Raw genomic sequence first — 20,396 nt, forward strand, 5'->3', positions numbered from 1 at the left:
TTTGTCATTCAGGTCTCTCCTGTCATTTTTTAATATTCTTCGCTTCCATCGTCATAAGATTCGTCGTAGGAACCATCATCATAGCTTCCATCATCGGAAGATCCATCCGAATAATCACTTTCGTCAGAACCATCGGAATAGTCCCCTTCATCGGAAGATCCGTCACTGACATCAGATCCGTCAGAAGAATCACTTCCATCGGAGCCATCCTCAGAGGAATCCTCTGAATCGCTGGAATTTCCTGCATATCCAGCAACACGACCAGCCTGAAGAGAGCTGTCCCAGAAGTCAGAATAGGAAGCACTCTGTAACGTAACATCCTTCGCTTCTGCAAGCTCGCTGACTGTTACAAGCTTATATCCCTGGTCGATCAGTGCCGGGATCAGCTTCTCTGTGGCACACTTCACAGATGGTTCATGAATATCATGCATCAGGATGATAGAACCATCTCCCAAGGAAGAATCATTCATGATCTGATTATAATCTGCATCCGCATCCATCAGCTTCCAGTCCAGAGAATCCGTAGACCACATGAAGAAAGGCTTGCCAACTGCACTCATCTGCTCATCTGTGATCGCGCCATACGGTGCACGACATACCGTTGATGCCTGCCCACAGGCTTTTACCAGTGCATCATCCGTCTTCTGGAACTCCTGCATAACAGAATCCAGATCCATATTCGGCAGCGTCTGTTCCGGATGATCCCAAGTATGGTTACCGATCTCGCAGCCAAGCTTTACCATTCGCTGTATGGTAGATTCACGGCCCTCCACATTCTGTCCCAGCATAAAGAACGTAACATGGATATTGTATTTCTCAACAGTATCAAGAAGTGTCTCTGTATACTCTCCAGGACCATCATCAAAGGTCAGAGCGATCATCGGGCGCTTCTTGGAAGGATCATAAGAGCCATCCTCATTAAAATAATAGTCCTTCACACCTTTCTCCACCCATCCGGTCTGCATGTATCCCTTTTTATCAAAGCTGTATGTTGTTCCGTCAATATCCGCAAAACCATTTACATAATATGTACCATCTGGATTCTGATACCACTTTCCTGTAGAATCCTCATGCCATCCCGGAGTCATAACAGAAAGCCTTTCGCCTGCTGCACTGCCCTTTACCGGCATCACCGTTGCATCCGTACCGGAATCCGCGCTGTCTGTATCCGAAGCAGCCGTATCCGTCGATGCCGTACCGTCCTTCGTACTGCTGTCTGTGGAAACTCCGGCGGTATTTGCCTGGACATTTACTGTCTCCGCATCCTTATTGCTTCCGCCGCCTGCATGGTTGACGATGGGAAGAATTACCCCTCGAACAACAAAAACCAGCAGAAGAATCGCCGCAACTACACAGGTTATCCGCTTCATCATCCGCCGCCGTCTTAACTGCTGCTGTTTTCTGCGCATCCTCTCACGCAAAACTCTTTTGTCCATTTTTTACATCCCCGTTTATATACTCATATCTTTCTTTGATATTTAATGTCTGTCTTTAATCATACCGCATTTAACGCTTAAATACAATGGAAATTCCCGAAAGAATCTCTTAATTTGTTACTGTTCACTCCGTTCTCAGTAATACACTTCGCGATGCACATGTAAAAAAAATGGTACCCGAAACACATTCCGGGCACCACACTTTTTTAGCTGCTGATACTGTCAGATCACTCCTGACCCGCTGCATCCTGATCCGCCTCGCCGTCTTCCGGCACCATATCTGTAGCCTCTGCCGCTTCCAGCTCTTCATCCACGGTACCTTCCGCACTGCTTCCGTCCGAGGAAGGATCATCTCCGTTTACTCCCTGGGTATCACCGGCAGAAACCTTCTCCTCAACTGTTGCATTGTCCAGGATAAAATCTTCCACTCTGAGAAGTCCGATGGATTCATCCACGGCTGCCTGTCCGTATTTATCTACCAGCGCAGCCAGATCCTTCACACTGTATGCTTTGATCAGTTCATCCTGGATACTGAGAGATTTTTTATCTTCAAGTGTCATATTCTCCGCATCCATGATTCCCTGTACGATCAGGTTCTGCTTTACTTTAAACTCCGCATACTGACCGCTCTGCTCCTCAAAATCATCCATGGAGATTCCCTGAGCTTTTACAAAATCCTCCAGCGTCATATCACCCTGTTTTGCATAATTCTCATACAGACTGCGAAACTCTGTCTTGGCTGTATCCAGATCCTCCTGTGGATATTCCTTCACTTCAGATGCTGAGAGCACTGTGTTCCATGCAGTTTCACGCAATGTGTTCTGTGCACTTGTCTTCGCTTCATCCTCCAGTGTGGTACGGATTTCCTTCTTGTAATCATCCACACTCTTGCAGTCTGTATTCTTGGCTACCCAGATATCGGTAAGCTCAGGTGCACGCTTAAAGCTCTGCAGAGTGACCTTAAATACCACTTCCTGTCCGGCCAGCTCTTCCGAAGAGTATTCCTTCGGGAAAGTCAGATCGAGATTCTTGGTCTCACCTTTTTTCATTCCGATGATCCCGTCCTCAAATCCGTCGATAAACGTTCCGGAGCCTATGGTCAGCTCATAATTATTTGCAGTACCGCCGTCAAAAGCCACTCCGTCTTTGGTTCCCACATAATTAATGGTAACCACATCTCCGTTCTGAACACTGCCTTCCGTTACTTCCTCAGCCTTGTTCTGAAGCTCTTCCTTGATCCTTCCGTCAACCATATCATCGGTTACGGCTTCTACTGTGTTATCAAGAGTCAGTCCCTTATATTCTCCGATGGTCACATATTTGCTCACATCATCCACGGAAACAAGCCTTGTATCTCCGGAGGCTGCCTCTTCGCTGTCTTTATTGGAATCCGTTTCTTCTGACTCTTTGGAATCTGCAGATCCGGAATCTTCTTTATCTGTTGTATCCTGCGCTTCTGCTGCAGGTTTTTTGTCATCTTTCTGGTCTGTTGATGTGCCACATGCAGTGATCGCCAGTGCCGCACACAGTGCAAGAACCATGAGATATGCTTTTTTCTTCATAACCTACTCCCTTCATCAAGTACTGTCGGTTCGATTATAATCTTTTTTTATACAGATTTGTAAAGTGTGTTTGCTGTCTTACATTTCCGGTACCGGTGTCGGTCTGGAAGAATCCCACACCTCCGATACATCAAACAGGTCACTGAGCATATCCGGATTGTAATACATTCTGTATCCATCCAGATTCCGTCTTCCCTGACGGAAATATTCACTTGTGATCTGCACAAAATACTGACTGGAATCTACATTGCAGAAATAGCGGTAGCCACGGCTTTTGTAATACTCATACTTCTCATTATCCGAGGTGTATCCTTCCCAATCGCCGATATCCGCACCAAAGGCAAAAATGATCATATCGGTTTTTCCGAGGATGGGTGCCACATATTTTTCCCATTTTTTATTATCGGTCTTCAACTCCGCTGCTGTGGAGCTTGTAGCGTTTCTGTGACCCCAGGTATGGCTTGCAAATTCCCACCCGTCCTTTTTCATGGCCTTCGCCACTTTTTTGGCTGCTTTTACTTCTTTATCATAGTCAAAATCCGGATTGGCCTTGAGAAAAGCCTTCTGGTCATCCTGAAGATTCTTCTTGGTCTTATATGCCCCATCTGTACGGTAGCCCAGAACACCATTATAACCGGTCATTGCCAGGATACCCTTTCTTCCATGATAGGAAAAATCCGGATGTTCTTTGATAAAGGAATCCAGGATCGGCACCACATCGTAATCTCCGGTCACAACTGTACCGTCTGCCTTCTTATACTCGCATTTGATATCTCCGTTGTCGTCGATCACCAGCTTTGTGGCAAATCCGTCTCCGTCCATATAATGATAGTAGCTGACGTCATCCTCTGAAAGAACAAAAGGAATCTTGCCTTCCGGCAGCATGATCTTTCCCCTGCTCATGGTTCCGTCATCATTGATCACAGCCATATCATGAGGACTCACCAGTACGTAACCCTTATCATACATGATCTGGAGCATTTTTTTGAACTCGCTGACTGTGGTCATCATCTGATTATATCCGGCCTCATCGGAATCTCCGTCAAAGGCCAGTGAGGTATTCACGATCAGGGAATGAAAAAATACATGGGTGATATTCTCAAGTGGATATTCCACACAGGCATCTCTTTTTTTCATGTAGGCTGCTGCTGCTTCCTGCATCTTGTCACTGGTGGCAAATTTCCAGTTGTTTTTCAACACGGAGATCGCGCCGGTGTAATCATACTGCTGTGCCAGTTTTTTGGCTTTTTTGAGAAGTGTTTTTTCGTCTGAGGAAGTACTGTCGGAGCTGTTCTCGGCAGCTTCCCTTTTCTGTGTTTCTTTTTCTGCCTTTTTTTCTTCCTTCGGTGTCTCGGTAGCTGCCGGCTGGTCCTCCGGGTCCGCTGCTACTTTGGCTTCTTCGGACTGTTCTTCTTCGGCTTCTGCAGCTTCTGCTTCCGCTTCATCAGACTGTGTATCCTCGTCATCCTGTGTCCCAGAGATCATATTGTCCACCTGAACAGTGACCGGATGGTTTCCGCCCACAAGAAGTGACGCCGCAAGCACTGTTGTCAGTACACCTGCAATTTTTTTCTTCATAATAATATATATGCCCCTTTCTAAAAGTCCCCTCGTATCTCCGGATATGACCGTTACATCGGCGGTACCGGTGTCGGTCTTGCCGGATCAAAAACATCTTTTACGTCAAAAAGATCGGATAACAGTTCCGGATTATAATACATACGGTATCCATCCAGATTCCGTCTTCCCTGACGGAAGTACCGATCCCGGATCTGTACATAATACTGGCTGGAATCCACGTTGCAGTAATAATTATATCCCTGCCCCTTCAGATATTCGAATTTATCCCCGGTATACTCCTGGTCATTGGTAATGTCGGTTCCAAAAGCAAAAATGATAACATCCGTTCCCCCGATCAGCGGATCTACATTTTTCTTGAAACGTTCGGTATCTGCCTGAAGCTTCTCCAGTGTGACCTGTCCCACATTCTGATGTCCCCAGGTATGGCTCGCAAATTCCCAGCCTTCTGCCTTCATGGCATCGGCAACCTTTTTTGCGGCTGCCCGTTCTTTTTCCAGGCTGAAATCCGGATGTGCATCCAGCCACTGTACTTTATTTTCATCCAGATCTGCCGGACGGGTCTCATAGCTTTCGTCGGTCCGGTATCCCAGGATCCCGTTGTATCCGGTAAGTGCCAGGATTCCTTTTGCACCGCGGTATGAGAAATCCGGATGCTTTTCCACAAAACGGTCGATCAACGGAACCATGTCATAATCTCCCACGGAGACACTTCCGTCATCTTCCACATATTCATTGCGGATCTTTCCTTTATCATCCACGATCAGCTTCGTGGCATAGCCGTCACCGTCCATGTAATGATAATAGCATACATCATCCTGTGAGAGGACAAACGGCGTTTTCCCAGGCGGAAGAAGGATCTCTCCCTCTGTGATATTCCCGTTGTCGTCTGCCTTTGCCATGTCCTTGATGCTTACCATCACATAGCCCTTGTCATACATGGTCTGCGTGATCTTGTTAAACTCATCAATGGTTGTCATGACCTGATTATAATCTGCTTCTTTATAGTCTCCGTCAAACGCTTTGGATGGATCCTTGATCAGAATATGATAAAAGACATGTGTCACCTTTTCAAGGGGCCATGCCGTACAGGTTGCTTTTATGTCTTCGTATTTTTTTGCAGCTGCCTGCATCTTCTTATCAGAATCATAGGACGGAGCCTTTTTCAGAAGATCGATAGCTTTGTCATAGTTATACTGACTGGCCAGAAGCTCTGCCTCTGCGAGAATATCTTTGGAAGCGGTCTCTGTATTTTTAGTACCTGCTTCTAAAGCTTTTTCTCCGGAAACAGTCTGTTCTTTCTGTTTGTCAGAAGAAACCATCTTCTCTTTTGAAGCCTTCTCACTTCTGCCCTTCAGCGCACCGACCCCTACGGATGCCCCGACTGCGACGATCATTGCCGCTGTTATGATGGCCAGACGTTTTCTGCGTTCCTTCAGCTGGCGCTTTCTGCGGCGTTTCAATACCTCTTTCCGCCATTCTTCGTACTCAGGAGTTCCCATTTCCGGTCGGGTTCCCCCGGGCTTTTTCTCTTTCATATAATATTTCCTCCATCTCTGGTTTATCCATTACATATGTTAGCTCAAAGATAGTTATGTCCTGTATTCTCTGCAGCATACACAGATGAACTGCATCGTAATCATTATAACTGGTAACTGCTGAAATTTCCACCGTTCCACCTGTCTTTTTCACTTTTTTAATTGCCTTTTTGACGAAACAATGCTAAAATGTTGTTTGCGTAATGTAACCGATTGCGAAACAAATATATATACAGGGGGATTCTCAAATGAGTACAGTTACCATCGTTCTTCTGGTCATCCTCGTTATTCTGATCGCAGCAGTGATCGCACTCTATTTCTTCGGAAAAAAAGCTCAGAAAAAACAGGACGAACAGCAGGCTCAGATCCAGGCTAACAAACAGACAGTTTCCATGCTGGTCATCGATAAAAAACGGATGCCGCTGAAAGATTCCGGACTTCCACAGATGGTCATCGACCAGACACCTAAGCTTATGCGCCGGTCCAAGCTTCCGATCGTAAAAGCCAAAGTCGGTCCGAAGATCAACATCCTTATTGCAGATGAAAAAGTTTTTGATCTGATCCCGGTCAAAAAAGAGATCAAAGCTGAAGTCAGCGGCCTTTACATCGTTGGCGTAAAAGGAATCCGTGGTTCTCTCGAAGCACCACAGAAGAAGAAAAAAGGCTTCCTCGCAAGATTCCGTAAATGATCAGAATCCAAAACAGCCGCCATGCTTTCAGGAATTCCCCTGATGCATGGCGGCTGTTCTTATGTAGTGTAATTATATATCTTTTATTTTCTGCAGGATCTATAAAACAAAATCCTTGCAGTCTCTTGGCTGTACCTGGATCGCCAGATAGCAGTCTGCCACATGTTCTTCATTCATATCCAGCGCATAATCTGCTTTGATCTGAAGGTTCTCTTCGCTTTCCGTCAGCTCCAGATTCGTAGCTGAGATTCCCATCTGAAGTGTTCCGTAAGGGGTAGTATAATAGGTCATGTTTTTTTTGCCCTGTTCAAATACCATGTGTACATTGACCAGTCCCTTCTTGCTGACTTCCAGACCCTTTCCGGATACTTTTATGTAATTGATGGTGGGCTCTGCTGTTTCATCCAGCAGTTCCTCATATCTGAGGTAATGAGAACCATTGCGGAAATAATACTGTCCCGGAACAATGATCTCTATAGGTTCCTGATCCCCCTGTGCATCCATCATCTGAAGCCCTCTTACATGGATCAAAACTTCTTTCTGCATTCTTTTCTCCTATCATTTATGTACAGATCTGTTTAATATTTTTCGATATCGATCTTCTGTGTTTTTTCTACGTTATACGGCAGGATGGAATTGGCAAAATCCTTAAACTTCTCTGCAAGATCACTTACATAAAAGCGATACGGGAATTCCTCCTGTGCTACCTCATTGCTGGCAAGATCCAGTCTGGAGAGTAACTTTTTAAGCTCTAGCGCCGTCTCATATGCAGGATTCACAAGGCAGACCTCCTCACCCATGATCTTGCGTATGGTAGATCTTAAAAGAGGATAGTGCGTACATCCGAGGATCAGTGTATCGATCTCCTGCTCCTGCAGCTCCTTCAGATATCTTCTGGCAACTTCCTCGGTGACCGGATCATGATACCAGCCCTCTTCTACCAGCGGAACAAACAGCGGGCACGCTTTTCCGATCACGGTGATCTCCGGATCCAGTTCCTTCAGATAAGAGGCATGGATACCGCTTCCTACCGTGCCCACCGTTCCGATAATGCCCACCCGTTTATTTCTGGTTTCCTGGGCAGCAACTTTGGCACCGGCCTCGATCACTCCAAGGATCGGAATATCCAGTTCATCCTTCACCGCATCCAGAGCAAATGCACTGGCTGTATTACAGGCCACCACAATGGCCTTCACCTTCTGTTCCTGCAGAAAATGAATGATCTGGCGGGAATAACGGATCACCGTTTCTCTGGATTTGCTTCCATAGGGAACTCTGGCTGTGTCTCCGAAATATACGATTTTTTCCGATGGGAGATTGCGCATGATCTCCCGGGCTACTGTCAGTCCTCCGATACCGGAATCAAACACACCCACCGGTGCGTTTCTGTCTATATTCATTGATCTTATCTCCTGAAATAATTAATCGAACGTGATTGGTCCGTTGAAATATTGTATCACCAATCCAGGGCTTGCGCAAGCCAGAAGGATATCTTCACCGGCTTATTTTCCCCGTTGTCCTCTGCTTTTTCAAAGCAGAATTCCGGGTAGATCGTTCCCCACCAGGCATAAAACTGTGGCTGCCGATCACCGGCAGTTCTTCTCTCCCAGGTACTCCCTGCAAGGATCACTGCCGTGAGCAAAAGGAACCCTCCTGCTTTTTTTAATACATGCTTCTTCATTTTTATATGCTCCATGAGCAAGCCCTCCTGTCAAAAATCTTCTGATGATCTTATCCAGAGATATACTGTACGATTTATCGTACTGATCATCATCTGTATTATTAACAGTCCGGCTCCCATCTATTCATTACTGCCGTAATCCACTTCCAGAAGCTCACCTTCCACCCATATCTCCGGAAGCCAGGGCAGCGTTCCATCCTGACAGAACTGATGATATACCTCCCGCAGAGTCACACCCTTCTTCTGCTGCCCGGATGTGCGGTTCTCCTGGATTCCCTGAAGGTATTCCCCTATGGAGCTTTCCCGGGCTCCCTTCCAGTGAAAAACATCTCCCAGCATATCCGTCCGGAACACGTAGACATCCTCTCCGATATGCTCTTCCTGCTTCAGATATCCGATCAGTGCTTCCCGGGATCCCTCTTCCAGAATCTGTTCATCCAGGATCAGCACTTCAAGATGACCCAGATCCAGAAATTTTTCCTGAGACCGGTTGTAAACTGCCTCGATCTCCTGAAAGTCCCGGCCGGAAAGAGTCAGCACAGAAATCGGATCTTCGTCCGGTTTTTCCTGTCCGGTAGCTGTACTCATATCTGGCATTGCATATTTCAGCACAAAGCCATTCTCTGAAACACCGGCCCCCAGTGCCAGCGGATAAGCTCTTTTTTCCGGTTCTACTGCCGCACAGCCTGATCCCGTCAAAGTGATGACCAGGACAAGTCCTGCCACAGTTACTTTTTTCTTCCGTCTTCCCCGGTTTTCCGTACTGAGAAAAAGCTGTATCACAATCAGAAACGGCACAAAGATGTACCCCAGATACCAGCCATAATACTCCCGGATCCCCATCCCGTTTCTCTCATACAGGGAAAGCAGCCAGCCTGCTGCCGGGATCCAGTACCGACCGGTCCCGAATCCGGTTTTTTCCGCGATCTGATTTCCGTAATGAAACAAACTTCCCAGAGAAAACAAAAGTCCGAATACCAGAAACCCCATCCATATCACATCAAATCTCGCCAGTACGTTTCCCGGAAGATCTGCACCCTCCAGAAGAGGCAGTACCGGACAGATCTCGTTTTTAAGGCGTGCACCTCCAAAGACCGCCGGAAGAAGGAGCTGCATTCCAAAAATGATCCCGCAAACTGTAAGAAAAGCCAGGATCACAGGTTTTCTGGCACTTCCCTGTTTTTTTGCATACTCCAGTCCGAAGGGAAGAAGTCCTGCTCCTGAAAAAGCACACAAAAGTGTATACAGATCACGGAGCCATCGCTCTCCTGTAAATCCTGTTTCCGGATCTTTCATCACTTCCATAAAGTACTCTGTTTTTCCCTGCCCTGCACATAAAAGCATCAGAAGAAGGATCCCTGCCAGAAAAATCCTTCCGGACACCTCAGCGATCCGCCCTCTTCTCTGCATTCCGCGATGCGTTCCCAGACTACAGGCTGCAACTGCAAGAAGAGACAGCCATTTTCCGGAAATCCCGCTGATCAGACTTTCCGGGATCACCTCCCCCAGAAGGCCCGAAAGAAATGCCGAACTTGCGATCACATATACCAAAAAGAACAGGCCAATAAATCGTACAGTAAAACTTCCTGGCCTTTTGGAAAGCTCCCCATATGCAGGTGTCAGACGTATCAGCCAGATTACATAAAAAGAGAGCACTACGGCCGCAGCAGCTGTCCCTGCCATGGCACTGATGCCCAACATCGCTCTATTCTTAAACAGGCACAACAGAAACGGCGCCGGAAACACCAGTATGATCTGCCGAAAAAGCTGTCTGTGGGAAATCCTGTTATTCTCCGCAAATCTCATAACCTTTATCCTTTCCGGCTCCATGGCCTTGTCCGAAGCCTGCGTTTCTGGGCATTTCTGGCATACAGCGGCCGGAATTTCCGCTTCCGGAAGGGCTGTCGCAAAATCCTTCCACCGGTTTCCGCCTCACTGTTCTTCTCTACAAAAGGTACCAGATATGGGACACCGAAGCTTAAAAGTCCTGCCAGATGCGCCATGGTGAGATACAGTCCCAACACGATTCCGAATATACCTAGAAATCCTCCCAGAAACAGAAAAGCGTACTTCAGAAGCCGGAATGCAGAAGCAAATTCCTCATTAGGTATAGCCAGTGATCCCAGTGCTGTCAGTGCCACGATGATCACTACCACCGGGCTGACAAGATTGGCCTCCACCGCAGCCTGTCCGATGATCAGTCCTCCTACGATCCCAATGGCATTTCCAAGAGCTCCCGGGATCCGCACACCAGCCTCCCGTATCAACTCAAAAGACAGTTCCAGGAACACCAGCTCCACTACACTGGAAAATGGAACGCCCTCTCTTGCCTGTGCAAAGGAAAGGATCAGATTCGCCGGAAGGATCTGTGTATGAAACCGGATCACAGCCAGATAAAGTCCGGGGAGCAGCGTTGCCACAGCCATGGCCAGATACCGGAGCACCCGCAGGAAGGATGCCATCTCAAAACGATTGTACCAGTCTTCACTGCTTTCCATAAAACTGTTGAATGCTCCGGGAACCACCAGTGCCACCGGCGAATTGTCGCAGAGCAGAACTGCTTTTCCATTCAGCAGCTCCTGGGCAGCCCGGTCTGGCCGCTCCGTTGTCTGAAACTGAGGAAAGGGAGAATACCATGCTTCTTCTGTCAGCTGTTCCAGCATCCCGCTGTCCAGGATCCCGTCCACTGCAAAAGATTCCAGGCGCTCTTTCACAGCAGTCAGAAGCTCCTCATGGACCAGATCCTCCACATAAAGAAGCTGTACCACCGTATTGGAGCGTACACCGATGCTGCTCTGCTCCACCTTCAGCCTGGTATCCCGGATCCGCTTTCTCACAAGGGCCGCATTGGTTTTTACACTGTCACAGAACCCCTCCTTGGAGCCTCTGAGGACCTTTTCCGTTTTCACCTCTGATACAGCCAGCCCCGGATATCCTTTACTGGAAATTTTCATTGCTTTGTCGTATCCATCCAGAAAGAAAACTGCATTTCCCGAAAGAATGGCACCAAATACCTCCTCCATGGAAGACAGCTCCTTCACATCTGCAATTCCAAGACTGTTTCGACGGATAAATTCCCGGATCTTTTCCTCCGGGATCTCCCAGAAATGATTGATCATTTTTCCGATAGCAGAATCATCCAGCATCATGTTTGAAACCGCAACCTCAATATAGACCATCAGACAGTCCGCCTTATGTCCCTCACCAAGGCGCATGGGCCTGATCAGGATATCATCGCAGTTTTCACACCGTTTCCGGATATATGATTCATTTTCATGAAGAGATATCGATATCTTCCTTGTTTCCATAAATCCACCATCCTTTACAGCAAGTTCCCACACTGCTTATTGCTTTTCGCAATTGAAACAGGGGACTTACTTGATTCGGTTAAAAAAAGAGATGCCCCAATGACATCTCTCTTAATATTCCCGCATATCCGGTTCTTATTCTTTTTTCTCGGCCTCTTTGGCCTCATTCTCCGCGCGGATAGTACGGATGATCGCTTTTCGTTGATTCTCCAGATGATGGAAAGAAATATCCTGCGCCTTTTGCACATCTCCTTCACGGATGGCTTTTACCAGCTCTTCATGCTCACTGACCAGAAGATTTCTTGTCTGCTCCTCCTTCAGATACTCTACACGATAGCGATACATCTGCTCACGGAGATTATTCAGGACCTGATTCAGACGCTTATTATCAGAAGCCTGATATATGATCTCGTGGAAAGCCACATCGGTTTCCGCCAGACGGACCAGATTTCCCTCTGCTTTTGTTTTTTCAAATTCCTTGGCTGCCACCCAGAGCCTTCCCAGCTCATCCTCTGTGATCAGCTTGCACGCTTTTTCTATGGCAACATTTTCGAGGGCGATACGCACCTCCAGAACATCGTTCAGATCCTTCTCTGTGATGCTGGCTACCTGTGCACCTCTGCGTGGGATCATCACTACAAGACCTTCCTGCTCCAGCTTGCGCATAGCCTCACGCACCGGTGTTCTGCTCACGCCAAGACGCTCTGCAAGGGCGATCTCCAGAAGTCTTTCGCCCGGCTTCAGCTCTCCCTTCAGGATTGCCTGCCGCAAGGTGTTAAAAACAACATCCCGAAGCGGCAGATATTCATTCATATCCACAGAAAAATCACTTGTCATTTGTAACTCCTCCATCTCTATTGTAAATATCCGTGGCAAATACAGTCTTTGCAAGCCCGCTCTTTCTGAGGCTTCTGGCTGCCGCGGCCATCTTATCCCTATTATCAAAGATTCCAAACACAGTAGGACCGCTTCCGCTCATCACGGCTTTCAGCGCACCTTTTTCTTCCATAAGGTTCTTGATATTGCCGATCACAGGATACTGTCGGATGATCCCCGGTTCAAATACATTCTCCATTCTGGATGCCATGGCATACAGATCATTATTTCTGATAGCTCCGATGAGTCCATCGATATCCGGATGTTTTCCGATCCCTTCCAGATTCAGATTCTCATAGGCTGTTTTTGTGGAAACATTGATTCCCGGTTTTCCTATCAGAACATAACATTTCGGAACTTCCGGAAGTCTGGTCAGCTTCTCTCCGATTCCCTCCGCAAGAGCTGTTCCCCGCATGATACAATACGGAACATCTGCTCCGACCTTTACTGCACGTTCCATCAGCTGTTCTTCGGTAAGCCCTAAATGGAACATCCGGTTCACACCCACAAATGTGGCCGCTGCATCGGAGCTGCCTCCTGCCATGCCTGCTGCCACCGGGATAAATTTACGAAGCTTGATGGAAAGTCCCTCTTCAACATCGAACTCCTCCATCAGCATCTGTGCTGCCTTATATACAAGATTTCTCTGATCTGTAGGAATAAACGGAAGATTGGTCGTCAGTACGATCCCCGGCCGTCTGGTCTTTCTGATATCCAGGATATCATACATACGGATGGTCTGCATGATCATGCGTACCTCATGATAACCGTCCTCTCTCTTTCCCAGAACATCAAGTCCGAGATTGATCTTTGCCATTGCTTTTAAACGCATAAGCCCCTCCATTTGTACTTTGTATACAGTATTTATACATGTATTTTATATGATTTTTACATTCTTTTCAACAGCAAAATATTCCACTTTTTATTTGATCTGACCTTCCACTTTTTTCACAACAAGAAGCGGAGTTCCCGGAGAGGGTTCCTGATTTTCCTTGAGAGCATTGATCGTCCGGATCTCCTGGATAGATGTGTGATATTTCCTTGCGATATCCCACAATTCATCTCCCGGTTTTACCATATAAACCAGGATTCCCGGCATAGCCTGGAGTTTTTTCATATCCAGTGGTTTTTCCTCTACTTTCTCAATGATAAATACCGGTTCTCTGGCAACTGCCAGAAGCTCCAGTCCTACAGTTGCCCGGATCTCGATCTCATTTCCATCTGCCATGGCTGCGGAAAGCTGCTCCAGCTTTGCTTTTAACTGATAACAGCTGTCCTGTCGGATTCCTCTTGCTTCCACCATATGGGAAAACGGTATCATTGCCTCCATGGAATAAAACGGCATATCATCATTTCCAATAATGTACAGGATCTTCAGCATGACCACGCCATCTGCCTGCACACCGTTCTCTACGATCCTGGTCTTATCGATCTTCACTTTTCCCTGACTGTGACACAGCTGGAGGACTTTTCCCTGAGTCTCCTTTACCTGGATCCTGTCACTGATCCTGCATCTGGAAAAATTACGTACCAGAAGCCGTTCCAGTACCTCATTCTTTCCTTCCGGAACACATTCACGGATCGGTGTATACACATCGGTAATAAGATCATATTCCTCTTCCCTGAAAAATTTCATATCCAGCTCCAGCACAACATCCGAAACAAGGATCCGTTCTTCCCCATCGACATCCGGTTTGGCCTCCAGACTCTGATGCATCACCGAAGCTTCGATCAGCGGGATCAGTTCCTCCGTGCAGTCCGGACATTCCACTTCTCCGGAAAAAGGCAGCGAATATTCCAGCCACTGCACCGGGGCTTCTGTATCTTCAGCTCCGTACAGCACAAAAACGGACAGCTCTCCCCTTGCCTTTACCACATTTTCCTCCGGCTTCAGATCCAGCCCCCGTACATCCATAGTATACCAGATCAGGCTGGCGATATCCGGACGATTGGAGGCAATGGTATACTCATCCTTGATCCGGAGTGTATCTTTTTTATGTACGGTAAGTCCCAGAAAACGGACTGTTTTTTTTCTGACGGATACCTCTTCTGCATCCAGCGCCACCGGCAGGCGGATCTGTTCTGTTTCATCCACAGTCGCACAAAAAGTTACCAAAGCTTTGATATTAAGCTTTCTGGAATGGATTAGGCGGATCGTAAGATCTTCAATTTCCCACTTCAGACACATTTTATCCCCGTTTATGATATTCTTCAGGTTCAAGGTTTCCTCAAATGGAAGTTTTGCAGTAAGACTGCTGACGATCCCTCTTTCTTCCCCCACATAAAGGATATCTACCTGCAGATTTCCCGTAAGAATACCTTTCCCGTCAGTAAGACGGACATCATCCATAATGATCCTGCCCTTATTCTGGATCAGTCTTCCTGCATCCGGTTTTGCATCCGGTACATTAAAATCCTCATCAAAAGTGATCTGACTTTTTGCCCTGCTTTTTTCCTTTAATATCTGCATGCTTTCTTTTTTTAATTCCACAGTCTATTCCCCTTTCTCCGACTCTTTTTTCACCGGACTGCTGCTTTCCCGGAACGTTACCGGCTTTTCCTGTTTCCGGGTTTTTATCACAATGCAGGGATAGGACGGAACTCCTGCCTCCTTAAGATCCTCCGGTCCAAGAAGTTTTGTAACAAAAAATATCCCATTCGAGGATTCTCCAAGCTCCTCTACCTGGATGCTGTATCCGCCACTCATCTGCCGCCCGTACCCTTTGGCCAGGTAAAGATCCTCTCCGGTTTCATAACTCAGCTGAAATTCCTTTTCCTTTTTTTCTTCCATAAGCCTGGAAAGCTCCTCCGGGATATCCCGGCGTTCCACAACGGTGTAATCTACCGGTTTTCGTTCTTCTTCCTCCACCCGGACAAATCGACACCCGGAAAGCAGCAGTGCCAGCACGGCAGCTGTCAGCACGATCCGCAGAAATACTGCTTTTTTCATAATATAAGCCACCTGCATGATTCGTTACTGTTCACTCCGTTCTCAGTAACACGCTTTGCGGAAGATCACCAGTAAACAGTAACCATTATTCAGTATTTATTCTATGTGAGCAGGGAAAGATTTATTGCAACTATCGGATTTTCTTCGTATAATATAAAAATACCATCTTACTGCGGAACTCTCCGCAAGTATCTATAACAGAAAGGACAAAAGACATGATTCGATTCATACTTGTCTGTATCGTGGTGATCGCCTATCTGGTGCTGACCATTCCGGTTCTCCTTGTAGAATGGATCATCGGGAAATTTTCTCCCATGACTAAGGATATCAGCTCTCTGCGCATGGTACAGGCCATATTCAAATTCATCCTGTGGATCACAGGCGCCAAAGTCACCGTCATCGGCGAAGAAAACGTTCCAAAGGATCAGGCTGTTCTCTATGTAGCAAACCACCGGAGCTATTTCGACATCCTGCTCACCTACAGCCGCTGTCCGATCCGCACCGGCTATGTTGCCAAGAAGGAAATGGAGCATTATCCGCTGCTCTCCAACTGGATGCGCAATCTCTACTGTCTCTTTCTCGACAGAGAGGATATCAAGCAGGGTCTGAAAACGATCCTTCAGGCCGCAGACTATGTGAAATCCGGCATTTCCATATGTATCTTCCCGGAAGGAACCAGAAATAAGAATGCTGATGAAACAGAAATGCTGCCTTTCCATGACGGCAGCTTCAAGATCGCAGCCAGAGCCAAAAGCCCGATCATTCCTATTGCGATCAGCAACTCTGCCAATATCTGGGAGGCCAATTTCCCGAAGATGACACCTACACACGTAGTGATCGAATATGGCAAGCCTATCATTCCTTCAGAGCTTGACCGGGATACTCAGCGCCGCTTAGGTTCCTATACACAGGATATCATCAAAGAAATGCTGATCAAAAACAAAGAACTGGTGTGAACATCAAAAAAACCATATCTATGTCTGTTTTTCGACATAAGATATGGTTTTTTTATTACTGTGTACCTGCTCCCAGGATTTTTTCCGCATTTTCGATACGTTCTTTCGTTGGCGGATTGATTCCCTTCAGCGGATAATCAATATGCAGATTTTCCCATTTAAAGGTTCCGAGTGTGTGATATGGAAGAACCTCCACTCTCTCAACTGTCTTCAGTGTTGCAATAAAGTCAGCCAGCCGGTGGAGATAGTCATCCCGGTCATTGCGTTCCGGAACCAGTACGTGACGGATCCACATGGATACGCCCATATCGGAAAGCTTCCGGGCCATGGCAAGGATATTTTTGTTGGTACATCCTGTGAGGATCTTATGCTGTTCCTCATCAATGTGCTTGATATCCAGCATGACAAGATCTGTGTACTTCATCAGCTCTTCCCATTTTTCATACCACGGACCCTCTTCTGTGTAAGGGTTGCCGCTGGTATCAAGTGTTGTGTGGATTCCAAGTTTTTTTGCTTTTCTGAACAGCTCAGTGAGGAAATCGATCTGTAACAGTGGCTCGCCTCCACTCACAGTAATACCGCCCTTACTTCCCCAGTAAGAGCGGTATCGACAGGCTTTTTCAAGCAGCTCATCTGCTGTGTACTCCGTCCCTGTTTTCATTTGCCAGGTGTCCGGATTGTGGCAGAACTGACAGCGCATGGCGCAGCCGCTCAAAAAGATCACATACCGGACTCCTGGTCCGTCAACAGAGCCGAAGCTCTCCAGTGAGTGGACGTAGCCAGTGATTTTTTTCTGGTCGTCCATATTTTTTATTACATCCTTTCGTGGCAGGTTCTTGCGATAACGTCAAGCTGCTGCTCTCTTGTAAGGTCGATGAACTTAACAGCGTATCCGGAAACACGGATCGTGAAGTTTGCATACTCCTCTTTTTCCGGATGCTCCATAGCATCGATAAGTTTCTCTTTACCGAATACGTTTACATTGAGGTGATGTGCACCACGGTCAAAGTATCCGTCAAGTACATTTACAAGATTCTCTGTACGCTCTTCCTCAGAATGGCCAAGTGCATCCGGGTTGATCGTCTGAGTATTGGAGATTCCGTCAAGGGCATCCTCATAGTCAAGCTTTGCAACAGAGTTCAGGGAAGCAAGAAGTCCGTTCTGCTCTGCGCCGTAAGACGGGTTTGCTCCCGGTGCCAGAGGCTCGCCGGCTTTTCTTCCGTCCGGAAGAGATCCTGTAGCTTTACCATAAACAACGTTGGATGTGATGGTAAGGATGGATGTGGTTGGCTTGGAATCACGATAGGTATGGATGTGTTTCAGCTTCTCAAGGAATGTGGAAAGCAGAGTTGTTGCGATCTCGTCTGCTCTGTCATCATCGTTACCATAACGTGGGAAGTCACCCTCAACCTGGAAGTCTGTTGTGATTCCGTCCTCGTCACGGATTGCTTTTACTTTTGCATATTTGATAGCGGAAAGGGAATCTACTACGTGTGAGAATCCGGCGATACCTGTTGCGAAGGAACGGTCAACCTTTGTATCGATAAGTGCCATCTCAGCTGCCTCATAGTAGTATTTATCATGCATGTAGTGGATCATGTTCAGTGTTCCAACATACAGATGTGCAAGCCAGTCCATCATCTGATCATATTTTGCGATTACTTCGTCATAATCAAGGTACTCGGAAGTGATCGGCTGATACTGCGGTCCTACCTGCTGTTTTGTCTTCTCATCAACACCACCGTTGATCGCGTAAAGAAGGCATTTTGCAAGGTTAGCACGAGCACCGAAGAACTGCATCTCTTTACCGGTCTCTGTAGCAGATACACAGCAGCAGATGCTGTAGTCATCGCCCCATACCGGACGCATAACATCATCGTTCTCATACTGGATGGAACTTGTTGTAACAGAGATGTCTGCTGCATATTTCTTGAAGTTCTCAGGCAGTCTTGAGGAGTAGAGAACTGTAAGGTTCGGCTCCGGAGCCGGTCCCATATCCTCAAGTGTATGAAGGAAACGATAGTCGTTCTTTGTTACCATGGAACGTCCGTCCTGTCCCATACCTGCTACTTCCAGAGTTGCCCATACCGGGTCACCGGAGAAGAGCTGGTTGTAAGACGGGATACGAGCGAATTTAACCATACGGAATTTCATTACGATATGATCAACAAGCTCCTGTGCCTCTTTCTCTGTAAGAGTTCCGTTCTCAAGGTCTCTCTCAATATAGATATCAAGGAATGTGGAGATACGTCCAACACTCATTGCAGCTCCGTTCTGAGTTTTGATTGCTGCAAGATATCCGAAGTACAGCCACTGGAATGCTTCCTTTGCATTCTTAGCCGGCTGGGAAATATCAAAGCCATAGATCTGAGCCATTTCTTTCATCTTCTTCAGAGCACGGATCTGATCTGCGATCTCCTCACGAAGCTGGAAGTCATAACGTCTCATACCCTGACGGTCGCATGCTGCGAAATCTTTCTCTTTACCTGCGATCAGATGATCAATTCCGTAAAGAGCAACTCGTCTGTAATCACCTACGATACGTCCACGTCCGTAAGTATCCGGAAGTCCTGTAAGGATCTTGTTGTGACGTGCTCTCTTCATCTCCGGTGTGTAGATATCGAATACACCCTGGTTGTGTGTTTTGAACTCATAGTTGTTGAAAACATCTTTGATCTTGTCGCTTACATGGTATCCGTAAGTCTCACATGCCTGCTCTGCCATTTTGATTCCGCCGTATGGCATGAAAGCACGTTTCAGAGGTTTGTCTGTCTGAAGACCTACAACCTGCTCCAGGTCTTTGAGTTCCTCATCGATATATCCAGGACCGTATGCTGTAATTCCTGTTACTACCTCTGTCTCCATATCAAGAACGCCGCCTTTAGCACGCTCTTCTTTCTGAAGCTCCTGAAGCTTGCCCCAGAGTTTATCTGTTGCCTCTGTTGGTGCTTCCAGGAAGGAAGCATCTCCATCATATGGTGTATAGTTCATACTGATGAAATTACGAACATCGATCTTCTCTTTCCAACGATCACCCTTAAAACCATTCCACTGTTCAAAATCAACTTTTGCCAATTTGTTACACATCCTTTCCTGTTGTCTCAATATTTCGTTCACTGCCCGCGCAGTTAGTAATATATAACATTTCTCATGACGACCATAAGATAACAGATTCCGAATTTAAAGTCAACAGCTTGGAAGTATGTTCTTTATAATATACATATAATTGTATTATTGATAAAAATAATGAGAAAATTGTACCAGATATTGTACAATGTCGGGCGTCTGACGGACGCTCCTGGGCGGAGAGCCTGTGTCTTCTGACGGATAGTTTCTTTCCAGGGGGGGGACACTTTGGGCAGTGGAGCTCTTTCCCTTTCGGAGGGACACTTTGGCGTGGGCAGGTTTGCGAGGTGGAAAGGCGCTCGGAGTTACGAAGCCCGCTTTTCCCCCTCGCGCTCCCCCTTTCCGGGCACGTCGCTGTTCTGCGCTGTGGTATGGGGTAGTGTATTGGTAAATGCCTGCATGCTGCTGTATTGGTAGCGTCAGGCTGAGCCGATTTTTTTGTTCCGCCGGACGGAAGGCGGTCTGCGCAGCAGACCTGTTCCTGGTAGTTGTTGTATTGCTGGCGCTAATCTGCTCCTGCCTGTTGTTCTATTGCTGGCGCTAATCTGCTCCTGCCTGTTGTATTGCTGGTGCTGACCTGCTCCTGCCTGTCGCTGTATTGCTGGTGCTCACTTGCTCCCGTCTGTTGTCGCATCACTGGCATAGACCTACTCCTGCCTGTCGCTGTATTGCCGGCGCTCACTTGCTCCCGTCTGT

19 protein-coding genes are annotated in these 20,396 nt (G+C 47.0%); 2 read left to right on the forward strand and 17 right to left on the reverse strand.

Going from position 1 to position 20,396, the window contains the following annotated elements; translation table 11 throughout:
• Nucleotides 1-29: 29 nt before the first annotated feature.
• The 5 genes from DWW77_RS01990 to DWW77_RS17900 form a co-directional block, all read right to left on the reverse strand.
• Nucleotides 30-1,436, reverse strand: coding sequence for a polysaccharide deacetylase family protein (locus tag DWW77_RS01990; RefSeq protein WP_118607951.1), 1,407 nt, complete (start codon nt 1,434-1,436; stop codon nt 30-32).
• Nucleotides 1,437-1,663: 227 nt separating this feature from the next.
• Nucleotides 1,664-2,998, reverse strand: a complete 1,335-nt coding sequence (gene tig / locus DWW77_RS01995) for a trigger factor (RefSeq protein WP_118607952.1) — start codon at nt 2,996-2,998, stop codon at nt 1,664-1,666.
• 78 nt (nt 2,999-3,076) lie between these two features.
• Complete coding sequence (locus tag DWW77_RS02000) at nt 3,077-4,576, reverse strand: polysaccharide deacetylase family protein (RefSeq protein WP_021653067.1); 1,500 nt, start codon at nt 4,574-4,576, stop codon at nt 3,077-3,079.
• Nucleotides 4,577-4,629: 53 nt separating this feature from the next.
• Nucleotides 4,630-6,114, reverse strand: a complete 1,485-nt coding sequence (locus DWW77_RS02005; protein WP_353616905.1) for a polysaccharide deacetylase family protein — start codon at nt 6,112-6,114, stop codon at nt 4,630-4,632.
• On the reverse strand, nt 6,065-6,268 hold the full coding sequence (locus DWW77_RS17900) for a hypothetical protein (RefSeq protein WP_173741147.1): 204 nt from the start codon (nt 6,266-6,268) through the stop codon (nt 6,065-6,067). The genes DWW77_RS02005 and DWW77_RS17900 overlap by 50 nt, the downstream gene beginning before the upstream one ends.
• Before the next feature lie 94 nt (nt 6,269-6,362).
• Between DWW77_RS17900 and DWW77_RS02010 the strand changes: the two genes are divergently transcribed.
• Nucleotides 6,363-6,803 (forward strand): type IV pilin, encoded by a 441-nt coding sequence (locus tag DWW77_RS02010; RefSeq protein WP_021653070.1) that lies wholly within the window; start codon nt 6,363-6,365, stop codon nt 6,801-6,803.
• A 99-nt stretch (nt 6,804-6,902) separates the two neighbouring features.
• On the opposite strand, the gene DWW77_RS02015 is transcribed toward DWW77_RS02010, so the two are convergent.
• The 9 genes from DWW77_RS02015 to DWW77_RS02055 form a co-directional block, all read right to left on the reverse strand.
• Complete coding sequence (locus DWW77_RS02015; protein WP_021653071.1) at nt 6,903-7,349, reverse strand: YwiB family protein; 447 nt, start codon at nt 7,347-7,349, stop codon at nt 6,903-6,905.
• Between the two features lie 32 nt (nt 7,350-7,381).
• Nucleotides 7,382-8,203, reverse strand: coding sequence for a glutamate racemase (gene murI, locus DWW77_RS02020; protein ID WP_021653072.1), 822 nt, complete (start codon nt 8,201-8,203; stop codon nt 7,382-7,384).
• 56 nt (nt 8,204-8,259) lie between these two features.
• Nucleotides 8,260-8,499: a hypothetical protein gene (locus DWW77_RS02025; protein WP_021653073.1), complete on the reverse strand. Its 240-nt coding sequence runs from the start codon at nt 8,497-8,499 to the stop codon at nt 8,260-8,262.
• Between the two features lie 105 nt (nt 8,500-8,604).
• Complete coding sequence (locus DWW77_RS02030) at nt 8,605-10,290, reverse strand: GerAB/ArcD/ProY family transporter (RefSeq protein ID WP_118607970.1); 1,686 nt, start codon at nt 10,288-10,290, stop codon at nt 8,605-8,607.
• A 5-nt stretch (nt 10,291-10,295) separates the two neighbouring features.
• Nucleotides 10,296-11,792 carry a spore germination protein gene (locus DWW77_RS02035; protein WP_022427304.1) on the reverse strand — a complete coding sequence of 499 codons (1,497 nt, stop codon included), beginning with the start codon at nt 11,790-11,792 and terminating at the stop codon, nt 10,296-10,298.
• A 135-nt stretch (nt 11,793-11,927) separates the two neighbouring features.
• Nucleotides 11,928-12,629, reverse strand: coding sequence for a GntR family transcriptional regulator (locus tag DWW77_RS02040; protein ID WP_022427303.1), 702 nt, complete (start codon nt 12,627-12,629; stop codon nt 11,928-11,930).
• Nucleotides 12,619-13,500 carry a 4-(cytidine 5'-diphospho)-2-C-methyl-D-erythritol kinase gene (gene ispE / locus DWW77_RS02045; RefSeq protein WP_118607953.1) on the reverse strand — a complete coding sequence of 294 codons (882 nt, stop codon included), beginning with the start codon at nt 13,498-13,500 and terminating at the stop codon, nt 12,619-12,621. The genes DWW77_RS02040 and ispE overlap by 11 nt, the downstream gene beginning before the upstream one ends.
• Nucleotides 13,501-13,590: 90 nt before the next feature.
• The gene (locus DWW77_RS02050) at nt 13,591-15,159 is read right to left on the reverse strand and encodes a DUF3794 and LysM peptidoglycan-binding domain-containing protein (RefSeq protein WP_021653079.1); all 1,569 of its coding nucleotides are present in this window, start codon (nt 15,157-15,159) and stop codon (nt 13,591-13,593) included.
• A 3-nt stretch (nt 15,160-15,162) separates the two neighbouring features.
• Complete coding sequence (locus DWW77_RS02055) at nt 15,163-15,618, reverse strand: protease complex subunit PrcB family protein (RefSeq protein WP_114001930.1); 456 nt, start codon at nt 15,616-15,618, stop codon at nt 15,163-15,165.
• Between the two features lie 215 nt (nt 15,619-15,833).
• On the opposite strand from DWW77_RS02055, the gene DWW77_RS02060 reads away from it, so the two are divergent.
• Nucleotides 15,834-16,574 carry a lysophospholipid acyltransferase family protein gene (locus DWW77_RS02060; protein ID WP_118607954.1) on the forward strand — a complete coding sequence of 247 codons (741 nt, stop codon included), beginning with the start codon at nt 15,834-15,836 and terminating at the stop codon, nt 16,572-16,574.
• A gap of 55 nt (nt 16,575-16,629) precedes the next feature.
• Here the strand turns inward: DWW77_RS02060 and pflA are convergent, their stop codons facing one another.
• The 3 genes from pflA to DWW77_RS17905 form a co-directional block, all read right to left on the reverse strand.
• On the reverse strand, nt 16,630-17,379 hold the full coding sequence (gene pflA, locus DWW77_RS02065; RefSeq protein ID WP_015525340.1) for a pyruvate formate-lyase-activating protein: 750 nt from the start codon (nt 17,377-17,379) through the stop codon (nt 16,630-16,632).
• A gap of 8 nt (nt 17,380-17,387) precedes the next feature.
• Nucleotides 17,388-19,649, reverse strand: a complete 2,262-nt coding sequence (gene pflB / locus DWW77_RS02070; protein ID WP_242872649.1) for a formate C-acetyltransferase — start codon at nt 19,647-19,649, stop codon at nt 17,388-17,390.
• 556 nt (nt 19,650-20,205) lie between these two features.
• The coding region (locus tag DWW77_RS17905; RefSeq protein WP_207664948.1) for a hypothetical protein at nt 20,206-20,396 on the reverse strand (191 nt) is incomplete at its 5' end.

The sequence above is a fragment of the Ruminococcus sp. AF17-12 genome, from assembly GCF_003479245.1.
Classification (GTDB): domain Bacteria; phylum Bacillota; class Clostridia; order Lachnospirales; family Lachnospiraceae; genus Blautia_A; species Blautia_A fusiformis.